Source organism: Pedobacter agri (assembly GCF_032678665.1).
GTDB lineage: Bacteria > Bacteroidota > Bacteroidia > Sphingobacteriales > Sphingobacteriaceae > Pedobacter > Pedobacter agri_A.
In genome coordinates, this window is record NZ_JAVTSH010000003.1 from 567,651 (window position 1) to 582,002 (window position 14,352).

At 37.3% G+C, this 14,352-nt stretch carries 14 protein-coding genes and 4 tRNA genes; 9 read left to right on the forward strand and 9 right to left on the reverse strand.

Annotated features, from left to right (window positions below; genetic code table 11):
• Positions 1-95: 95 nt before the first annotated feature.
• The 4 genes from R2Q70_RS09095 (at position 96) to R2Q70_RS09110 (ending at position 3,842) form a co-directional block, all read left to right on the forward strand.
• Complete coding sequence (locus R2Q70_RS09095) at positions 96-2,561, forward strand: glutaminase family protein (RefSeq protein ID WP_316807287.1); 2,466 nt, start codon at positions 96-98, stop codon at positions 2,559-2,561.
• A 144-nt stretch (positions 2,562-2,705) separates the two neighbouring features.
• Complete coding sequence (locus R2Q70_RS09100; protein WP_316807288.1) at positions 2,706-3,074, forward strand: PleD family two-component system response regulator; 369 nt, start codon at positions 2,706-2,708, stop codon at positions 3,072-3,074.
• A gap of 96 nt (positions 3,075-3,170) precedes the next feature.
• Positions 3,171-3,356 carry a twin-arginine translocase TatA/TatE family subunit gene (tatA, locus tag R2Q70_RS09105; RefSeq protein WP_010600796.1) on the forward strand — a complete coding sequence of 62 codons (186 nt, stop codon included), beginning with the start codon at positions 3,171-3,173 and terminating at the stop codon, positions 3,354-3,356.
• A 237-nt stretch (positions 3,357-3,593) separates the two neighbouring features.
• Complete coding sequence (locus R2Q70_RS09110; RefSeq protein ID WP_010600795.1) at positions 3,594-3,842, forward strand: hypothetical protein; 249 nt, start codon at positions 3,594-3,596, stop codon at positions 3,840-3,842.
• A gap of 139 nt (positions 3,843-3,981) precedes the next feature.
• On the opposite strand, the gene R2Q70_RS09115 is transcribed toward R2Q70_RS09110, so the two are convergent.
• The 5 genes from R2Q70_RS09115 to R2Q70_RS09135 all read right to left on the reverse strand — a co-directional run bounded on the left by R2Q70_RS09115 (position 3,982) and on the right by R2Q70_RS09135 (position 5,202).
• A tRNA-Leu gene (locus tag R2Q70_RS09115) sits at positions 3,982-4,065 on the reverse strand.
• Positions 4,066-4,134: 69 nt separating this feature from the next.
• A tRNA-Gly gene (locus R2Q70_RS09120) sits at positions 4,135-4,210 on the reverse strand.
• 182 nt (positions 4,211-4,392) lie between these two features.
• Positions 4,393-4,476: transfer RNA gene (locus R2Q70_RS09125), tRNA-Leu, on the reverse strand.
• A 68-nt stretch (positions 4,477-4,544) separates the two neighbouring features.
• A tRNA-Gly gene (locus tag R2Q70_RS09130) sits at positions 4,545-4,620 on the reverse strand.
• A gap of 93 nt (positions 4,621-4,713) precedes the next feature.
• A complete protein-coding gene (locus R2Q70_RS09135) occupies positions 4,714-5,202 on the reverse strand; it encodes a regulatory protein RecX (protein WP_316807289.1) in 489 nt (162 codons plus the stop codon).
• A gap of 62 nt (positions 5,203-5,264) precedes the next feature.
• Between R2Q70_RS09135 and R2Q70_RS09140 the strand changes: the two genes are divergently transcribed.
• From R2Q70_RS09140 to arsC, 3 genes are all read left to right on the forward strand, one after another.
• Positions 5,265-7,724 carry a bifunctional UDP-N-acetylmuramoyl-tripeptide:D-alanyl-D-alanine ligase/alanine racemase gene (locus R2Q70_RS09140; protein WP_316807290.1) on the forward strand — a complete coding sequence of 820 codons (2,460 nt, stop codon included), beginning with the start codon at positions 5,265-5,267 and terminating at the stop codon, positions 7,722-7,724.
• Positions 7,725-8,313: 589 nt separating this feature from the next.
• Entirely contained in the window at positions 8,314-8,904 is a 591-nt protein-coding gene (locus R2Q70_RS09145) for a DUF502 domain-containing protein (RefSeq protein WP_316807291.1), read from the forward strand.
• A 3-nt stretch (positions 8,905-8,907) separates the two neighbouring features.
• Positions 8,908-9,252, forward strand: coding sequence for an arsenate reductase (glutaredoxin) (gene arsC, locus R2Q70_RS09150; protein WP_316807292.1), 345 nt, complete (start codon positions 8,908-8,910; stop codon positions 9,250-9,252).
• A 1-nt stretch (position 9,253) separates the two neighbouring features.
• Here the strand turns inward: arsC and R2Q70_RS09155 are convergent, their stop codons facing one another.
• From R2Q70_RS09155 to R2Q70_RS09170, 4 genes are all read right to left on the reverse strand, one after another.
• Positions 9,254-9,748, reverse strand: a complete 495-nt coding sequence (locus R2Q70_RS09155; protein ID WP_316807293.1) for a hypothetical protein — start codon at positions 9,746-9,748, stop codon at positions 9,254-9,256.
• 25 nt (positions 9,749-9,773) lie between these two features.
• Positions 9,774-10,274, reverse strand: a complete 501-nt coding sequence (locus tag R2Q70_RS09160) for a hypothetical protein (RefSeq protein ID WP_316807294.1) — start codon at positions 10,272-10,274, stop codon at positions 9,774-9,776.
• 125 nt (positions 10,275-10,399) lie between these two features.
• A complete protein-coding gene (locus R2Q70_RS09165; protein WP_124913631.1) occupies positions 10,400-11,107 on the reverse strand; it encodes a TIGR00730 family Rossman fold protein in 708 nt (235 codons plus the stop codon).
• Between the two features lie 18 nt (positions 11,108-11,125).
• A complete protein-coding gene (locus R2Q70_RS09170; protein ID WP_316807295.1) occupies positions 11,126-12,634 on the reverse strand; it encodes a sodium:solute symporter in 1,509 nt (502 codons plus the stop codon).
• A 350-nt stretch (positions 12,635-12,984) separates the two neighbouring features.
• Here R2Q70_RS09170 and recR point away from each other — a divergent pair, with 350 nt between their 5' ends.
• Positions 12,985-13,602 carry a recombination mediator RecR gene (recR, locus tag R2Q70_RS09175; RefSeq protein WP_307293187.1) on the forward strand — a complete coding sequence of 206 codons (618 nt, stop codon included), beginning with the start codon at positions 12,985-12,987 and terminating at the stop codon, positions 13,600-13,602.
• Positions 13,602-14,345: a phosphatidylinositol-specific phospholipase C/glycerophosphodiester phosphodiesterase family protein gene (locus R2Q70_RS09180; protein WP_316807296.1), complete on the forward strand. Its 744-nt coding sequence runs from the start codon at positions 13,602-13,604 to the stop codon at positions 14,343-14,345. Before recR ends, R2Q70_RS09180 begins: the two co-directional genes overlap by 1 nt.
• Positions 14,346-14,352 lie beyond the last annotated feature (7 nt).

Here is a 14,352-nt window from a genome sequence, read left to right on the forward strand (position 1 = left end):
CGCCGATGGCTCTACGTAACAAATCGAAAACAAATCGATATTTCTCGATTGATTCCTTACTTTGGAGGCTAGTTAAACGTTTTACCAAATATATTATGAGAATAATCTTTGTGCTGCTATTAGTCAGCTACACTGCCGTTTTTGCCCAGCGAAGCGCACCTGCCTACCCTTTAATTACCCACGACCCATATTTTAGCATCTGGTCATCATCAGATTCATTAAATAAAAGTACTACGAAGCACTGGACAGGAGCCAACCAGTCGCTAACCGGGTTAATCAGTGTTGATGGAGAGGTTTACAATTTCTTAGGACAATCAGAAAAGTTTTATCAATCCATTTTGCCTACTGCCGATGAAAAACCGATGGAAATCCGTTATACTGAGCAAAAACCTGTTTCCAACTGGACCGATATTGATTTAAAAGATACCGAATGGAAAACAGGATTGGGGCCTGCAGGAAGCGAGCAATCGCAAGTAAATACATTATGGAAAAAGGATGAAATCTGGGCAAGAAGAAGCTTTAACATCAATAAGATTAGCAATAATGCCATCTTTTTAAAAATCAGGCATGATGATAACGCCATTGTTTATTTGAATGGTAAGGAGGTTTACAATGTGCCAAAACTGGAAGGAAAATTTGTTTACATCGCTTTAGATAAGAAACTTTTAAAAACAGGCAAAAATGTATTGGCAGTTTATGCCAAAAATACCGGAGGCCCTTCATTTCTTGATTTCGGTTTGGTAGAAGAACCGACTGGTGCTGCGGCTGTAAAAATTGTAGAAGCCAGGCAAAAAACATTATCGTTTAATGCCCTTCAAACCATTTACACATTTGCTTGCGGATCAGTTGATTTAACGCTAACCTTTACTTCGCCACTTTTAATGGATGATCTTGATTTGCTTTCACGTCCGGTATCTTATATTGCTACAAAAGTTAATTCGAACGATGGGAAACAGCATGATGTAAAACTCTATTACGGTGCATCAACAAATATTGCAACACATACGCCATTCCAACCTGTTGAAGCTGAAAAATATGCGGCAGGGCAGCTCTCCATATTAAAAGCTGGAACTACCGAACAGCCTATGCTTAAGCGAGCCGGTGATGATGTGAGAATTGATTGGGGATATCTGTATGTTGCGGCTCCTTCCGCTTACAAAAGTGTTCAAAGCATTTCTACAATAGGAGAGGCTTTAGCTGGTTTTCTAACTGGAAAGCCAAATCAACAAACAACGATGACAGGAAAGCAGCTGGTGTTAAGTACCGTTATTCCCTTGGGTAAGGTTGGAACTGCCACAAAGGAAAATTATGTGTTACTTGGATACGATGATATTTATTCTTTACAATATTTTAAAACCAACTTAAGGCCGTGGTGGAATAACAGTGGTAAAGAAACCATTGAAAATCAACTACAGTTGGCTGACAAACAGTATGCTGCCGTAATGGAAAAAGCTGCAGCATTCGATCGGAAATTGTATACTGATGCTGTTAAAAGCGGTGGGGAGAAATACGCCCGGTTGTGTGTGTTAGCCTATAGGCAAGCTGTTTCTGCACACAAATTGGTGAAAAGTCCGGAAGGTGAATTGTTGTTCTTGTCGAAAGAGAATTTTAGCAACGGTTCTATTGGTACAGTTGATATCACATATCCGTCTGCTCCATTGTTTTTAATCTACAATCCGGAATTGGTTAAAGGTATGATGAACGGAATATTTTATTTCAGTGAAAGCGGAAAATGGGCTAAACCTTATTCAGCTCATGATTTAGGAACTTATCCATTGGCCAATGGTCAAACTTATGGTGAAGATATGCCTATTGAAGAATCAGGAAATATGTTAATCCTGATGGCGGCAATTGCCAAAACTGAAGGCAATGCGGATTATGCAAGAAAACACTGGAAAACCTTGAGTCTGTGGGCAGAATACCTTAGTAAAGAAGGTCTTGATCCTGCTAATCAGTTATCAACAGATGATTTTGCCGGGCACCTGGCCAGGAACGCAAATCTTTCTGTGAAAGCAATTGTGGCCTTAGGTGGTTATGGCATGTTGGCCGAAAAAATCGGAGATAGGGCAACCGCGGCGAAATACACCACAATGGCTAAGGAGATGGCGAAAAAATGGATGAGTCTGGCTGATGCCGGAGATCATTACGCATTAACCTTTAACGATAAAAATACCTGGAGCCAGAAATATAACCTCGTTTGGGATAAGGTACTAGGCTTGGAATTATTTCCTCAGTCGGTATATGATAAGGAAGTGAAGTTTTATCTGACGAAACAAACTCGATACGGATTGCCATTAGATAGTAGAAAAACTTATACGAAATCTGATTGGATTACATGGACCGCTACGCTGGCATCCGACAGAAAAGATTTTGAAACGTTAATCGAACCTGTTTACACTTATGCAGTGGAAACGCCAGACCGCGTTCCATTGAGCGACTGGCACGAAACTAAAGACGCAAGAAGACAGAATTTCACGGCAAGGAGTGTTATCGGTGGCTTTTTTATTAAAATGTTTGAAGATAAACTCAAAGGGAAAAATAAGTGGTTTGAAAGGCTTTAGATAGCTATAGAATGATGAGGGACTACATTTTCTTATCTTATTCTAATAGGTGCTAAATAAATAAAAACAATTTGATTTATTAGCGGTTAATTAATTGGTTTTTAAACATTTGAATTGGTAACGGATTAGAATAAAATTAACGAGATGGGAAAAAGTGTGTGTGTGCTAGAAGACGACGAGGGAATTAGGGATGTAATTATCCTGCTTTTAAGGGAAGAAAATTATGACGTAATGGGGTTTTCAAGTATTGAAGATTTTAATTTAAATGCTAAAAACCTTACGCCTGATTTATTTTTACTGGATGTGATGCTGCCTGATGGTAGTGGAATAGATATTTGTAGTGGATTGAAAACCTCAGAGACTACCAAAAATATTCCTGTGCTAATGATGAGTGCACATGCAAAAATTGGTGAAATAAACAGAAGTTGCGATGCGCAGGGTTTCATCTCAAAACCTTTTGATATTTATGATTTACTGAAGCGAGTTGACCATCAACTTAACTTACCTGCCTGAGATAAATTTATTTGATTAATCAAAAACCGTCGACAGTTATCGATCGTATATAATATTGTATTCGTTAGCGAATAACCTAAATATAAACCTGAAGAAATGTTAAACACAACCATCACAGCCATTTTAGGCGGGCCAGAAATGATCATTTTAGGCATTGCCATCCTTTTATTATTTGGCGGAAAAAAAATTCCGGAATTGATGAAAGGCCTTGGAAAAGGGATTAAAGAATTTAAAAACGGACAGGAAGGCACCGATGAACCAAAGGTGCAGAAGGAAGTTTAAAAGATATTTACCTAGAACAACACACATTTACCGAAAAACATTGAAGCTTCAGACTACCATCTGGAGCTTTTTTATTTTTGATTAGAGAGAAATAATTTATCTAACGTGTTGATATTCAACAAGCAAAAAATGTATTTTGTAAAATTAACTTTTAGATTACATAGAAAATAACCACTAAAGCTATTTTTGACCTGTTCTTGAAATTAAACTAACACAAGAGCCGAATGTTAAAAACAAATGAAATATCTAGTTAAAGAAATAAGTGAAGGAAATTGCGACATCACTTTATTGCCAGAGAATTTAAACGACCGGAACCTTTTAATCGAAGCGACAAAAAACTTACCAGAAAACTATCAGGAAACTTTTCAATTTCATTATGAGCATGCCTTAAAAAATGAGGTTCATGATCAGGCCTCATTTATCTCCCTTAATGAGGCAGAAAGTAATTATCCAAAACGGGTTAATGTAAATTATCAGATTATATAACACAACGCATTAAGGTCTTCAAAATTTGAAGGCCTTTTTTGTTAGCTAAGATCGTTGTAAGTAAAAGGATGATTTTGAAATTTCCTGGCATAAAAAAAAGCCATCGGTTAAGATGGCTTTAGTTTCGATTTGTTTATTGTACTCGGGGCGGGAATCGAACCCGCACGCCTTTGAAAGCACAGGATTTTAAGTCCTGCGTGTCTACCAGTTCCACCACCCGAGCATTAGTCAGACCCGATAAATCGGGGTGATTAATGTTTCAAAATAAATGCCTTCCGGTAGGAAAGGCATTTGGAGCGAAAGACGAGATTCGAACTCGCGACCCCGACCTTGGCAAGGTCGTGCTCTACCAACTGAGCTACTTTCGCATTTTTAATACAATCGCTGTATTCCCTTTGGGGTTGCAAATATAGAAATATAAATTTCACTATCAAAAATATTTTAAAAAATATTTTATTAGGCCATGGCTTAACTCATGTAGGCGTAGCCTGACTTGAACCAAACAAAAAAGCCATCGGTTAAGATAGCTTTAGTTTCGATTTGTTTATTGTACTCGGGGCGGGAATCGAACCCGCACGCCTTTGAAAGCACAGGATTTTAAGTCCTGCGTGTCTACCAGTTCCACCACCCGAGCATTAGTCAAACCCTATAAAAGGAAATGATTAATGTCTTAAAATAAATGCCCTCCGTCCGGAAGGCATTTGGAGCGAAAGACGAGATTCGAACTCGCGACCCCGACCTTGGCAAGGTCGTGCTCTACCAACTGAGCTACTTTCGCATGAACAAAACCGATATGCTGTTTCGTTTTGGTGATGCAAATATAGACAGATTTCTATTTCTGTCAAGGGATTTTTTATTAAAAATTTAATATTTAATTTAAATTGCTGGCTTTCAGTATCACTAAAATTAATTCACTTTCAAATCCACGGCCTTGAAGATAGCTCATCAACTTCATTTTTCGTTTCAGAGGGTTCGATTCATGCAAAAATTCTGCTTTTTTTTCAGCCAATGCGGTAAGGGTATTTAGATAATCATCTTCATCTATACTGTAAAGCGCTTTTTGCAACAATTTATCGGGTACACCTTTTAGTTTCAAACCCTGCTTAATTTTAACACGGCCCCATTTTTTGATGTTGAACTTGCCTGAGGCATAATGTTTTGCAAAACGCTCTTCATTCAAAAAATTGTTAATGATCAATTCAGACAAAATTTCTTCCACTTCATCGCCTCTGATTCCCCACTCAACCAATTTATACCGAACTTCCTTTTGCGAGCGCTCTTGGTAAACACAAAAGCTTTCAGCTTTGGCTAATGCCTGTTTTTTATCTAATATTGCTGCTTCTTGTTTACCGCTTTTCATAATTATTTATTGAACTTCGTAAAAGTAAACACGATTAACGTATTTTTCTGAATATAATTAAAATGCTAAACCCGATTTATACCATTTCCAGAATTGCTGAAATTTTAGATGCTGATGCCGAATTAATTGAAAAACAGGATCTTATACAATATCTGGTAATTGATAGCCGATCGGTTTTAGTGCCTGAAAATTCATTGTTTTTCGCTTTAGCTTCGCATCGGAACGGGCATGAGTTTATTGCCGATGCATATAATAAAGGTATTCGAAACTTCATAATTGCGGAAGAAAAATACATTAAGGAATATCCGGATTGCAATTTTCTGTTAGTAAACGATGTTTTGCAGGCCTTGCAAAAGCTGGCTATTGCCCATAGAAATCATTTTGATTTAGGAACCATTGGCATTACCGGAAGCAATGGGAAAACGATTGTGAAAGAATGGCTGTATCAACTCTTAGCTGCAGATTATAATATTGTTCGAAGCCCCAAAAGCTACAATTCACAAATTGGTGTGCCGCTTTCTGTGTGGCAGATTGACGCAGATCATAACCTCGGTATTTTCGAGGCTGGAATTTCTGCTGTTGATGAAATGGAAACATTAGCAGAAATAATCAAGCCTCAAATTGGTATTTTGACCAATATTCGGGAAGCACATGCTGAGGGTTTCAGTTCTAAAAAACAAAAGTTAGCAGAGAAACTTAAATTATTCAAAGATGCTGATCTATTGATTTATTCTCCAGAATATGTGTCAGACATCAGTTTTAAAGATTTGCCAGGCAAAAAACATTTTACCTGGAGCAGTTCTCAAGCTGCAGATTTGCGAATTATTGCCGTTGAACCAATTGAGGGGAATTGTTACCTGCAAGCCATCTACCAAGACCGCGAGATAGAATGCATGCTGCCTTTTAAAGACAAAGCTTCAATAGAAAACGGAATGATATGCTGGGCAACGTTGCTTGCTTTAGGTTATTCGCCAACGCAGGCTGATCAACGTTTAGAAAAACTGAGTCACGTAAGCATGCGTTTGGAACTCAAAAATGGCATTAACCAATGTTCTATCATCGATGATTCCTACAGCGCAGACATTTCCTCACTGGCCATAGCGCTGGATTTTTTAAATCAACAAAATCAGCATGCAAAGAAAACGGTAATTCTTTCTGAATTATTTGAAACCGGCCGCGATGACCTGGATTTATATACAGAAATTGCGGATTTATTGGGCCAGAAAAAAGTTACCAGGTTAATTGGCATTGGAACGCATATTTCGAAATATTCCCAACTTTTTAAACTTGAAACGCAATTTTTTGATGATACGAACGCTTTTGTAGATGCTTTTCCAGGATTGCAGTTTAGCCATGAAACTGTATTGGTTAAAGGCGCCCGGCGTTTCGATTTTGGAAGGATCAGTAAGCTGCTTACCCAGAAAATTCATGATACGGTATTAGAGATCGACTTAAATGCAATGGTGGGTAATTTGCAGTTCTATCGTTCAAAAATAAAGCCGGGCGTTAAAATTATGGCTATGGTAAAAGCGTTTTCTTACGGTAGCGGAAGTTTCGAAATTGCGAATTTATTGCAATTCCACAAGGTTGATTATTTGGCAGTTGCTTATGCAGATGAAGGTATCGCGTTGCGGAAAGCAGGAATTACTTTGCCCATTATGGTCATGAGCCCCGAAGAATCTGCTTTCGACGCCATCATCAAACACCATCTAGAACCTGAGATTTATAGCTTGGAAATTTTAAACAGTTTTTTGAATGCGCTGCCAGATTTCCAGTTCGATTATCCGATTCATATTAAGATTGATAGCGGCATGCATAGGCTGGGCTTTGATTCTGCCGATATCGAAAATCTCTCGATTATACTTAAAGATTCACAGCGATTGAATGTGAAAAGTATCTTTTCGCATCTTGTTGCCAGTGGAGAAGCCGAACACGACGGATTTACCCAACAGCAGATTGAAAAATTTAGTGCCATCACCGATCAGTTAATTGCTGCACTGGGTTACAAGCCATTGCTGCATATTGCGAATACTTCGGGCATCAGTCGCTGGCCTAACGGACAAATGGACATGGTGCGATTGGGCATAGGTTTATATGGCTTTGATGCCGCATTACCAAACAACCGCGGACTCCAAACTGTGATGGTTTTAAAAACCACAGTGACACAAGTTAAAACTTTAGTGGCCGGTGAAACCGTAGGTTATAGCAGGAGAGGTGTAATGCCAAACGGGGGGAAAATTGCAACCGTAAAAATTGGCTATGCGGATGGCTACAGCCGGGCTTTTGGGAATGGCGTCGGAAAGATGGTAGTTAATGGTCAATTAGTTCCTACAATTGGTTCCATTTGTATGGACATGACCATGCTTGACATTACCGGCATCGAAGTAAAACCAGGTGACGAGGCCATCGTGTTTAATCAGGATCATACCATCATGCAACTCGCCGATGCTGTTGGCACCATTCCATACGAAATACTTACTAATATCTCTCAGCGGGTAAAGCGGGTTTATTATTATGAATAGGTTAGTTTATTGGTTCACTGGTTCAATTGTTCATTAGTTAGGATGCATACATACATTATGTTTAATAAAGAACTAACTACAAATGAACTATTGAACTTTCCTTTGCACTAGATCGACCAATGAACTAGTGAACAAATGAGCGATTTAAATTATTGAACTTTCCTTTGCACTAGATCAACCAATGAACTAGTGAACCAATGAGCGATTAAATTATTGAACTTTCCTTTGCACTAGATCAACCAATGGACTAGTGAACCAATTAGCGATTAAATTATTGAACTTTCCTTTGCACTAGAACGACCAATGAATTAGTGAACCAATGAACAATTAAATTATTGAACTTTCCTTTGCACTAGATCAACCAATGAACTAGTGAACAAATGAGCGATTAAATTATTGAACTTTCCTTTGCACTAGATCGACCAATGAACTAGTGAACCAATTAGCGATTAAATTATTGAACTTTCCTTTGCACTAGACTGACCAATGAACTATTGAACCAATGAGCGATTAAATTATTGAACTTTCCTTTGCACTAGATCAACCAATGACTAGTGAACTATTGAACATTTTTAGATAAATTTGCAGCATGAATAAACTCGGGAAAGCTATTTTAAACTATTTAATTAAAGGTTTATTAATTGTTGTGCCCATTGCAGTAAGTATTTTTATTGTTATTTGGGCAGTTACTACAGTAGATAGCTGGTTGAATGTAAACAATATTTTAGGCGTTAACCCTAAAACCGGCGAAAGCCGAAACATTCCGGGTTTGGGTTTATTAACGGTATTGACAATCATTTTAGCTGCGGGAATTTTTGTAACCAACCTGGTTACCGAACCCATGTACAATTGGTTTCAGCGGATGATGCACCGTTTACCGCTGCTAAATTTTATATATTCTTCCATTAAAGATTTAACCGAAGCTTTTGTAGGCGACGAAAAGAAATTTAATCATCCTGTGTTGGTAGAGGTGGAAGGTGGCCTACGAAAAATTGGTTTTCTTACTCAAAATGATTTACATAAACTGGAGCTTCCAGATGATGTGGCAGTTTATTTTCCATTATCTTATTCGTTTGCAGGTCAGCTATGTATTGTTAAGCGTGATCAGGTGAAAGATTTAAATATGAGCGCAGCTGATGCCATGAAATTGGTGGTAAGTGGCGGTGTAAGTGGCCTTTAATTTATGATTCAGATCTATCACAATAATCGATGTACAAAAAGTCGCCAGGCTTTAAAAGCTCTTGAAATTAGTGGAAAGGCGTTTGAGGTGATTTATTATTTGGAAACTCCCCCAGATATATTGCAGTTGAAGGAATTGATTAAAAAACTCGGCGTTGAACCTATTGAACTTATTCGTAAAACAGAAAAGATTTACCTTGAAAAATACAGAAACAAATCTTTAAGTGATGAGGCCTGGTTGGAAGCGATGGTTCAACACCCGATATTAATAGAAAGGCCAATCGTGGTTTCGGGAGAAAAAGCCATTGTGGCCAGGCCACCAGAAAAGATTGATGATCTCTTAAAATAGATTATAAAATATTCCTCACAAAAGATAAAAAAACAACAAATAGAACCATCCCATAAATGATTCTGGTATAATATTCACGAATAAATAAACCAGTGAAAATTAATAGTTCATCATCTACATTACTGTGAATTAATCCGCTACCTGATGAAGAGTTATAGATGACCTGTTTGTTGATATGGTTGTTTAACGTCCACCTGCTTAGCCAGCTATTTTGAAAACTCCAATCTAAATTTTCTCCGCTTGCTAAAATAATTTTTGCTTTAAACGCTAGCCAATCATATCGGATGGTGGCCAAAACTTCATGATTACTGTTAAAAACTTTGGTTTCCGGATTGCTATAACCGTCGCTTCGTAATAAATAGATTCCGTTTTGAGTGGTGGCAATGGCAGTATTTTTTAATGAACTGAAATTCAAAGAAAATTTTAAATACGCATTTTCAAATACCTGATAATTGCTATCAAATAACCCTTTTCTCCAATTTAATGTTTTTTCCATACCGCAGGGTTTAATACAATTTATTTTAATTCCTAGCCATCATTGCAGCCATAATGGGCATAAAACACGCAATCATAGCTGCTGCTTTTTTGTTATAAATTTGTTTTATAAACAATCCAGCAATAATTAACAAGCTGTTATCAGTGTCAGAAGATATTGATCCTGATTTGCTGCTTGAGCTGTAAACAATATTAGCATCCTTATAATTGGAAACAATCCATTCTGATTTCCAAAAGCTTGTTGGTTTCCATTCGTATTGTTCGCCCGATATCATGATAATTATGGCGCTCGATTTCCAGCTATCATAAGTAATAATGGCTACCAGTTCATTCGTTTTTCTATCGATCACATTTGTTTTCGATTGCCAAAAACCAACATTGGTAAACAAATAGTTTTTATCTTCAAATACAGTTTCTGCATTGCTTGTCCAGCTACTAAATTTAATTGCACCTTGCTGTATACCATCAACAAACAGTTCAAAATTCGAGTTAAACCAATTGCTTTTCCAATTAATAAATTTTGCCATTTGAGTTACGTTTTATTTTAGATAACAGTTTTATCAACTTGTTACAACGAAGTTTTGTCATAAAAAAAAGGTGCTCGTGGGAACAAACACCTTATTTAATTACTGATTTTTAATCAAACCTGAATTTAGAAATTTGGTTTCAATACATACTTATCGTAGAACCTAAAAATGTGCTCTGCGGCTTCTTCAGCTGTATCTACCAATCTAAATAAATTCAAATCCTCTTCATGGATATTGTGCTCTTTTTGCAGCATCGTTCCTTTAATCCAATCGATTAACCCACTCCAATAATCTTTACCTAAAAGCACAATCGGGAAACGGGCAATTTTACCGGTTTGAATCAATGTTAAAGCTTCAAAAAGCTCATCCATGGTTCCGAAACCACCAGGAAGTACTACGAAACCTTGACTGTATTTCATAAACATTACCTTGCGAACGAAGAAGTAGTCAAACTCCAGCAATTTATTGTGGTCGATGTATTTATTATGAAATTGCTCAAAAGGTAGTTCGATGTTTAAACCAACTGATTTACCACCATTGCTGTAAGCACCCTTATTTCCAGCTTCCATAATACCTGGGCCACCACCGGTAATTACACCATAACCACGATCGGTTAATAATTTACCACACTGTTCGGCTAACTGATAATATCTGTTTGTTTCTGCGGTACGGGCAGATCCGTAAATGGTAACACAAGGACCAATTTTGGCCAGTTTCTCAAAGCCATCTACAAACTCGGCCATTATTTTAAAAATCTGCCAGGAATCGGTTACTTTAATTTCCTGCCAATCTTTGTTTTCAAAAGCACTTCTAATTTTTTCTTCACTCGTCATATATACTGTATTCTTATATTAAAATTTGGTTTGCGCATCAGTTTTTTTGCTGATGAAAAGCAAACCGATAAAGGTGATTAAACCGTTAATCAAAATCAGTTCAACACTAAAAACATATCCACCCAATATTTCTTTGGAATAGCTTGAAAGCAAGTAACATAAAAAAGGCGATAAAATGCAAATAATTGGAACTAATTTATCATGTAAACCTCTGTTTTTTACAAATAAACCAAAACTATAGAGACCTAAAAGTGGTCCATAAGTGTATGAGGCAATTGTAAAAATCAAACTCACTACCGATGAACTATTCAGCGCATTTATCACAATAATCACCAAAAACATCAAAATTGAAAATGCGATGTGAACGGTATGACGTTTTTTAACAGCGTTTTCTGCGTTGATATTTTCTTTTTTATCCATGCCTAAAAAGTCGACACAAAAAGAGGTTGTTAATGCCGTTAATGCCGAGTCTGTGGTAGCAAACGTTGCAGCCGTTAAGCCCAGCATGAATATAATTGCAGGCACTGCACCGAGGTTGTTCAAAGCAATTTCAGGGAAGAGCAAATCGGTTCTCGGCTTTCCGGTAATGTGATCCAAAGGAATATCAATTCCGTTTTTCGACGCGAAAATATACAATAACGCACCAACGCTTAAAAAGAAAACATTTAAAATCACAAACACGCCAGTAAAGGTGAACATGTTTTTTTGTGCCTCCTTAATGGTGCCCATACTCAGGTTTTTCTGCATTAAATCCTGGTCTAAACCCGTCATTGCGATGGTTACGAAAATACCACCAATAAATTGCTTGCTGAAATACCATTTGTTGGTTAAGAAATCATCCCAGAAGAATATTTTAGAATAACTGCTGTCTTTAATGGTTTCAAACGCCTGTGGAATACTAAAGTTTAAGCTGTTACAGATAAAGTAAATCGTAAGGAAAACCGAAAGCACCAAAAAGAACGTTTGTAGTGTGTCAGTAATGATGATGGTTTTTAAACCGCCCTTAAAGGTGTACGACCAAATTAACGCCAGTGAAATCAATACAGTTAACCAAAATGGAACACCATAATTATCAAATATGAAACGTTGTAGCACAATAACGACCAAATAAAGCCGGGTGGCTGAACCCAGGGTTCGGCTCAAAAGAAATATAGATGCCGCAGTTTTGTAGCTATAATAGCCCAAACGTTGTTCTATGTAGCTGTAAATCGATGTCAATCTCATCCGGTAATAAAGCGGAAGCAATACCGTACAAATGATAATGAAACCAACTGCATTTCCTAAAACGAACTGAAAATACTGAAACTGATTACCTGCCGGGGCACCAACTTCTCCAGGAACTGATATAAAAGTAACGCCAGAAAGCGCCGTTCCAATCATCCCAAAGGCAACCAAGTACCATTTTGAGTTTCTATTGGCAACAAAAAATGAATTATTATCTGACGAATCTTTAGAGGTAACAAATGAAATAATAATCAGCAATAAAAAGTAGCCGATTAAAAAGCATAATAGTATAGTTGGCGACATAATTTGGTTTTAAGCTGATAAATGTAAGAAATTACTAATTAGTAAAGAAGTTCATTGGTTCATTTGTCGGTAGCTCATTAGTTCATTAGTCATTAGTTCATTGGTGGGAAGTTCATTGGTTCATTTGTCGGTAGTTCATCAGTTCATCAGTCATTAGTTCATTGGTTCACTGGTTGCAGGTTCATTTGATAGGTGTTCAACATTTGATTTGTTCATAAGTCTTTTAAGCGGCTGTATCTATGATTTGCATCCAAACTAATGGCTAATGAACCAATGACTAATGAACTAATAACCTGAACTAATCAACTAAAGCACTAAAAAACCAAACAACTATTTCATATTTTTGCATTATGAATTTTTCATCCAAACTGCTGGAAGATGCGGTAAACGAATTCTCGAAATTACCAGGTGTAGGGCAGAAGACAGCGTTAAGATTGGTTTTACACCTTTTAAATAAAGAACAAGAGGAGGTTAATCAGTTTGGAAATACTTTGATTAAGCTTAAACAGCAAATTAAGAATTGCAGTATTTGCTATAATATTTCTGATCATACCATCTGTGAAATCTGCACTTCTCACAAGCGGGATAAAGAAACAATTTGCGTGGTGGAAGATACCCGTGACGTAATGGCAATTGAGAATACCGGACAATATTTTGGTGTTTACCATGTGCTTGGCGGATTAATCTCGCCCATGGATGGAATAGGCCCAACGGATTTGTACATCGACGGATTGGTGCAAAGGGTTTCTACTGGCGGTATAAAAGAAGTGATTCTGGCTTTGAGTCCAAATATGGAAGGTGATACCACATTGTTTTACCTGTATAAAAGATTAAAAGAATTTAATATCCCAATTACCACCATTGCAAGAGGAATTGCCTTTGGTGGTGAACTGGAATATACGGATGAAATTACGCTTGGACGCTCAATTGTTACCCGTGTGCCCTACGAAAACGCAATGATGAAATAATGGCTAAGCAAATTATAGTATTTCTTTCTTTGCTGATTACAACTTTCGGTTCAAATGCGCAAGTTAAAATCCATTCGCACAACGATTACACTCATTCAAAACCGTTTTACGATGCAGTAGCAAATAATGCCTTTTCTATCGAAGCAGATGTTTTTGTGGTGGGCGATGCTTTAATCGTAGCACACAGCAAAAAGGAAATTAAGGCCGAAAATACACTTGAAAATCTTTACCTAAAACCAATTGCTTCCTTTTCTCAAACAACGGAATTTTATAGCTTTCAGCTGATGATTGATTTTAAAGATAGCTGGGAGATGACTTATCCGATCTTGGAAAAATCCTTGAAACCTTTTCAACGATATTTATCCAGAGGGAATAAAAAAATCAACATTGTCATAAGCGGTAACCGCCCGGCAGATTCTACTTTCCATACCTTCAATGCGATAAGTTTTGATGGTTTGCCAGGTGTAAATTATCGTTCAGCAGATTTAAAAAAGATTACGATGATCAGCGATAACTTTGCTAAATATTCAAAATGGAAAGGTGTTGGCGAAATTCCGGAAGCAGACAAAGCTCGGCTAAAAGCCCTCATTGATCATGCGCATGAAATAGGAAAACCTTTTCGTTTCTGGGGTGCTCCAGATCACCAGGCTTGCTGGAAATTATTACACGATTTAGGTGCCGACATCATCAACACAGATCAGGTAGCCAAAGCAAGCAATTATTTTAATACAAAATTACAATAAGGATCGG

Bases quoted from the DNA above. Each gene is read 5' to 3' on its own strand.
- R2Q70_RS09095 (WP_316807287.1), top strand. From the start codon at position 96: ATGAGAATAATCTTTGTGCTGCTATTAGTCAGCTACACTGCCGTTTTT.
- R2Q70_RS09100 (WP_316807288.1), top strand. From the start codon at position 2,706: ATGGGAAAAAGTGTGTGTGTGCTAGAAGACGACGAGGGAATTAGGGAT.
- tatA (WP_010600796.1), top strand. From the start codon at position 3,171: ATGTTAAACACAACCATCACAGCCATTTTAGGCGGGCCAGAAATGATC.
- R2Q70_RS09110 (WP_010600795.1), top strand. From the start codon at position 3,594: ATGAAATATCTAGTTAAAGAAATAAGTGAAGGAAATTGCGACATCACT.
- R2Q70_RS09135 (WP_316807289.1), bottom strand. From the start codon at position 5,202: ATGAAAAGCGGTAAACAAGAAGCAGCAATATTAGATAAAAAACAGGCA.
- R2Q70_RS09140 (WP_316807290.1), top strand. From the start codon at position 5,265: ATGCTAAACCCGATTTATACCATTTCCAGAATTGCTGAAATTTTAGAT.
- R2Q70_RS09145 (WP_316807291.1), top strand. From the start codon at position 8,314: ATGAATAAACTCGGGAAAGCTATTTTAAACTATTTAATTAAAGGTTTA.
- arsC (WP_316807292.1), top strand. From the start codon at position 8,908: ATGATTCAGATCTATCACAATAATCGATGTACAAAAAGTCGCCAGGCT.
- R2Q70_RS09155 (WP_316807293.1), bottom strand. From the start codon at position 9,748: ATGGAAAAAACATTAAATTGGAGAAAAGGGTTATTTGATAGCAATTAT.
- R2Q70_RS09160 (WP_316807294.1), bottom strand. From the start codon at position 10,274: ATGGCAAAATTTATTAATTGGAAAAGCAATTGGTTTAACTCGAATTTT.
- R2Q70_RS09165 (WP_124913631.1), bottom strand. From the start codon at position 11,107: ATGACGAGTGAAGAAAAAATTAGAAGTGCTTTTGAAAACAAAGATTGG.
- R2Q70_RS09170 (WP_316807295.1), bottom strand. From the start codon at position 12,634: ATGTCGCCAACTATACTATTATGCTTTTTAATCGGCTACTTTTTATTG.
- recR (WP_307293187.1), top strand. From the start codon at position 12,985: ATGAATTTTTCATCCAAACTGCTGGAAGATGCGGTAAACGAATTCTCG.
- R2Q70_RS09180 (WP_316807296.1), top strand. From the start codon at position 13,602: ATGGCTAAGCAAATTATAGTATTTCTTTCTTTGCTGATTACAACTTTC.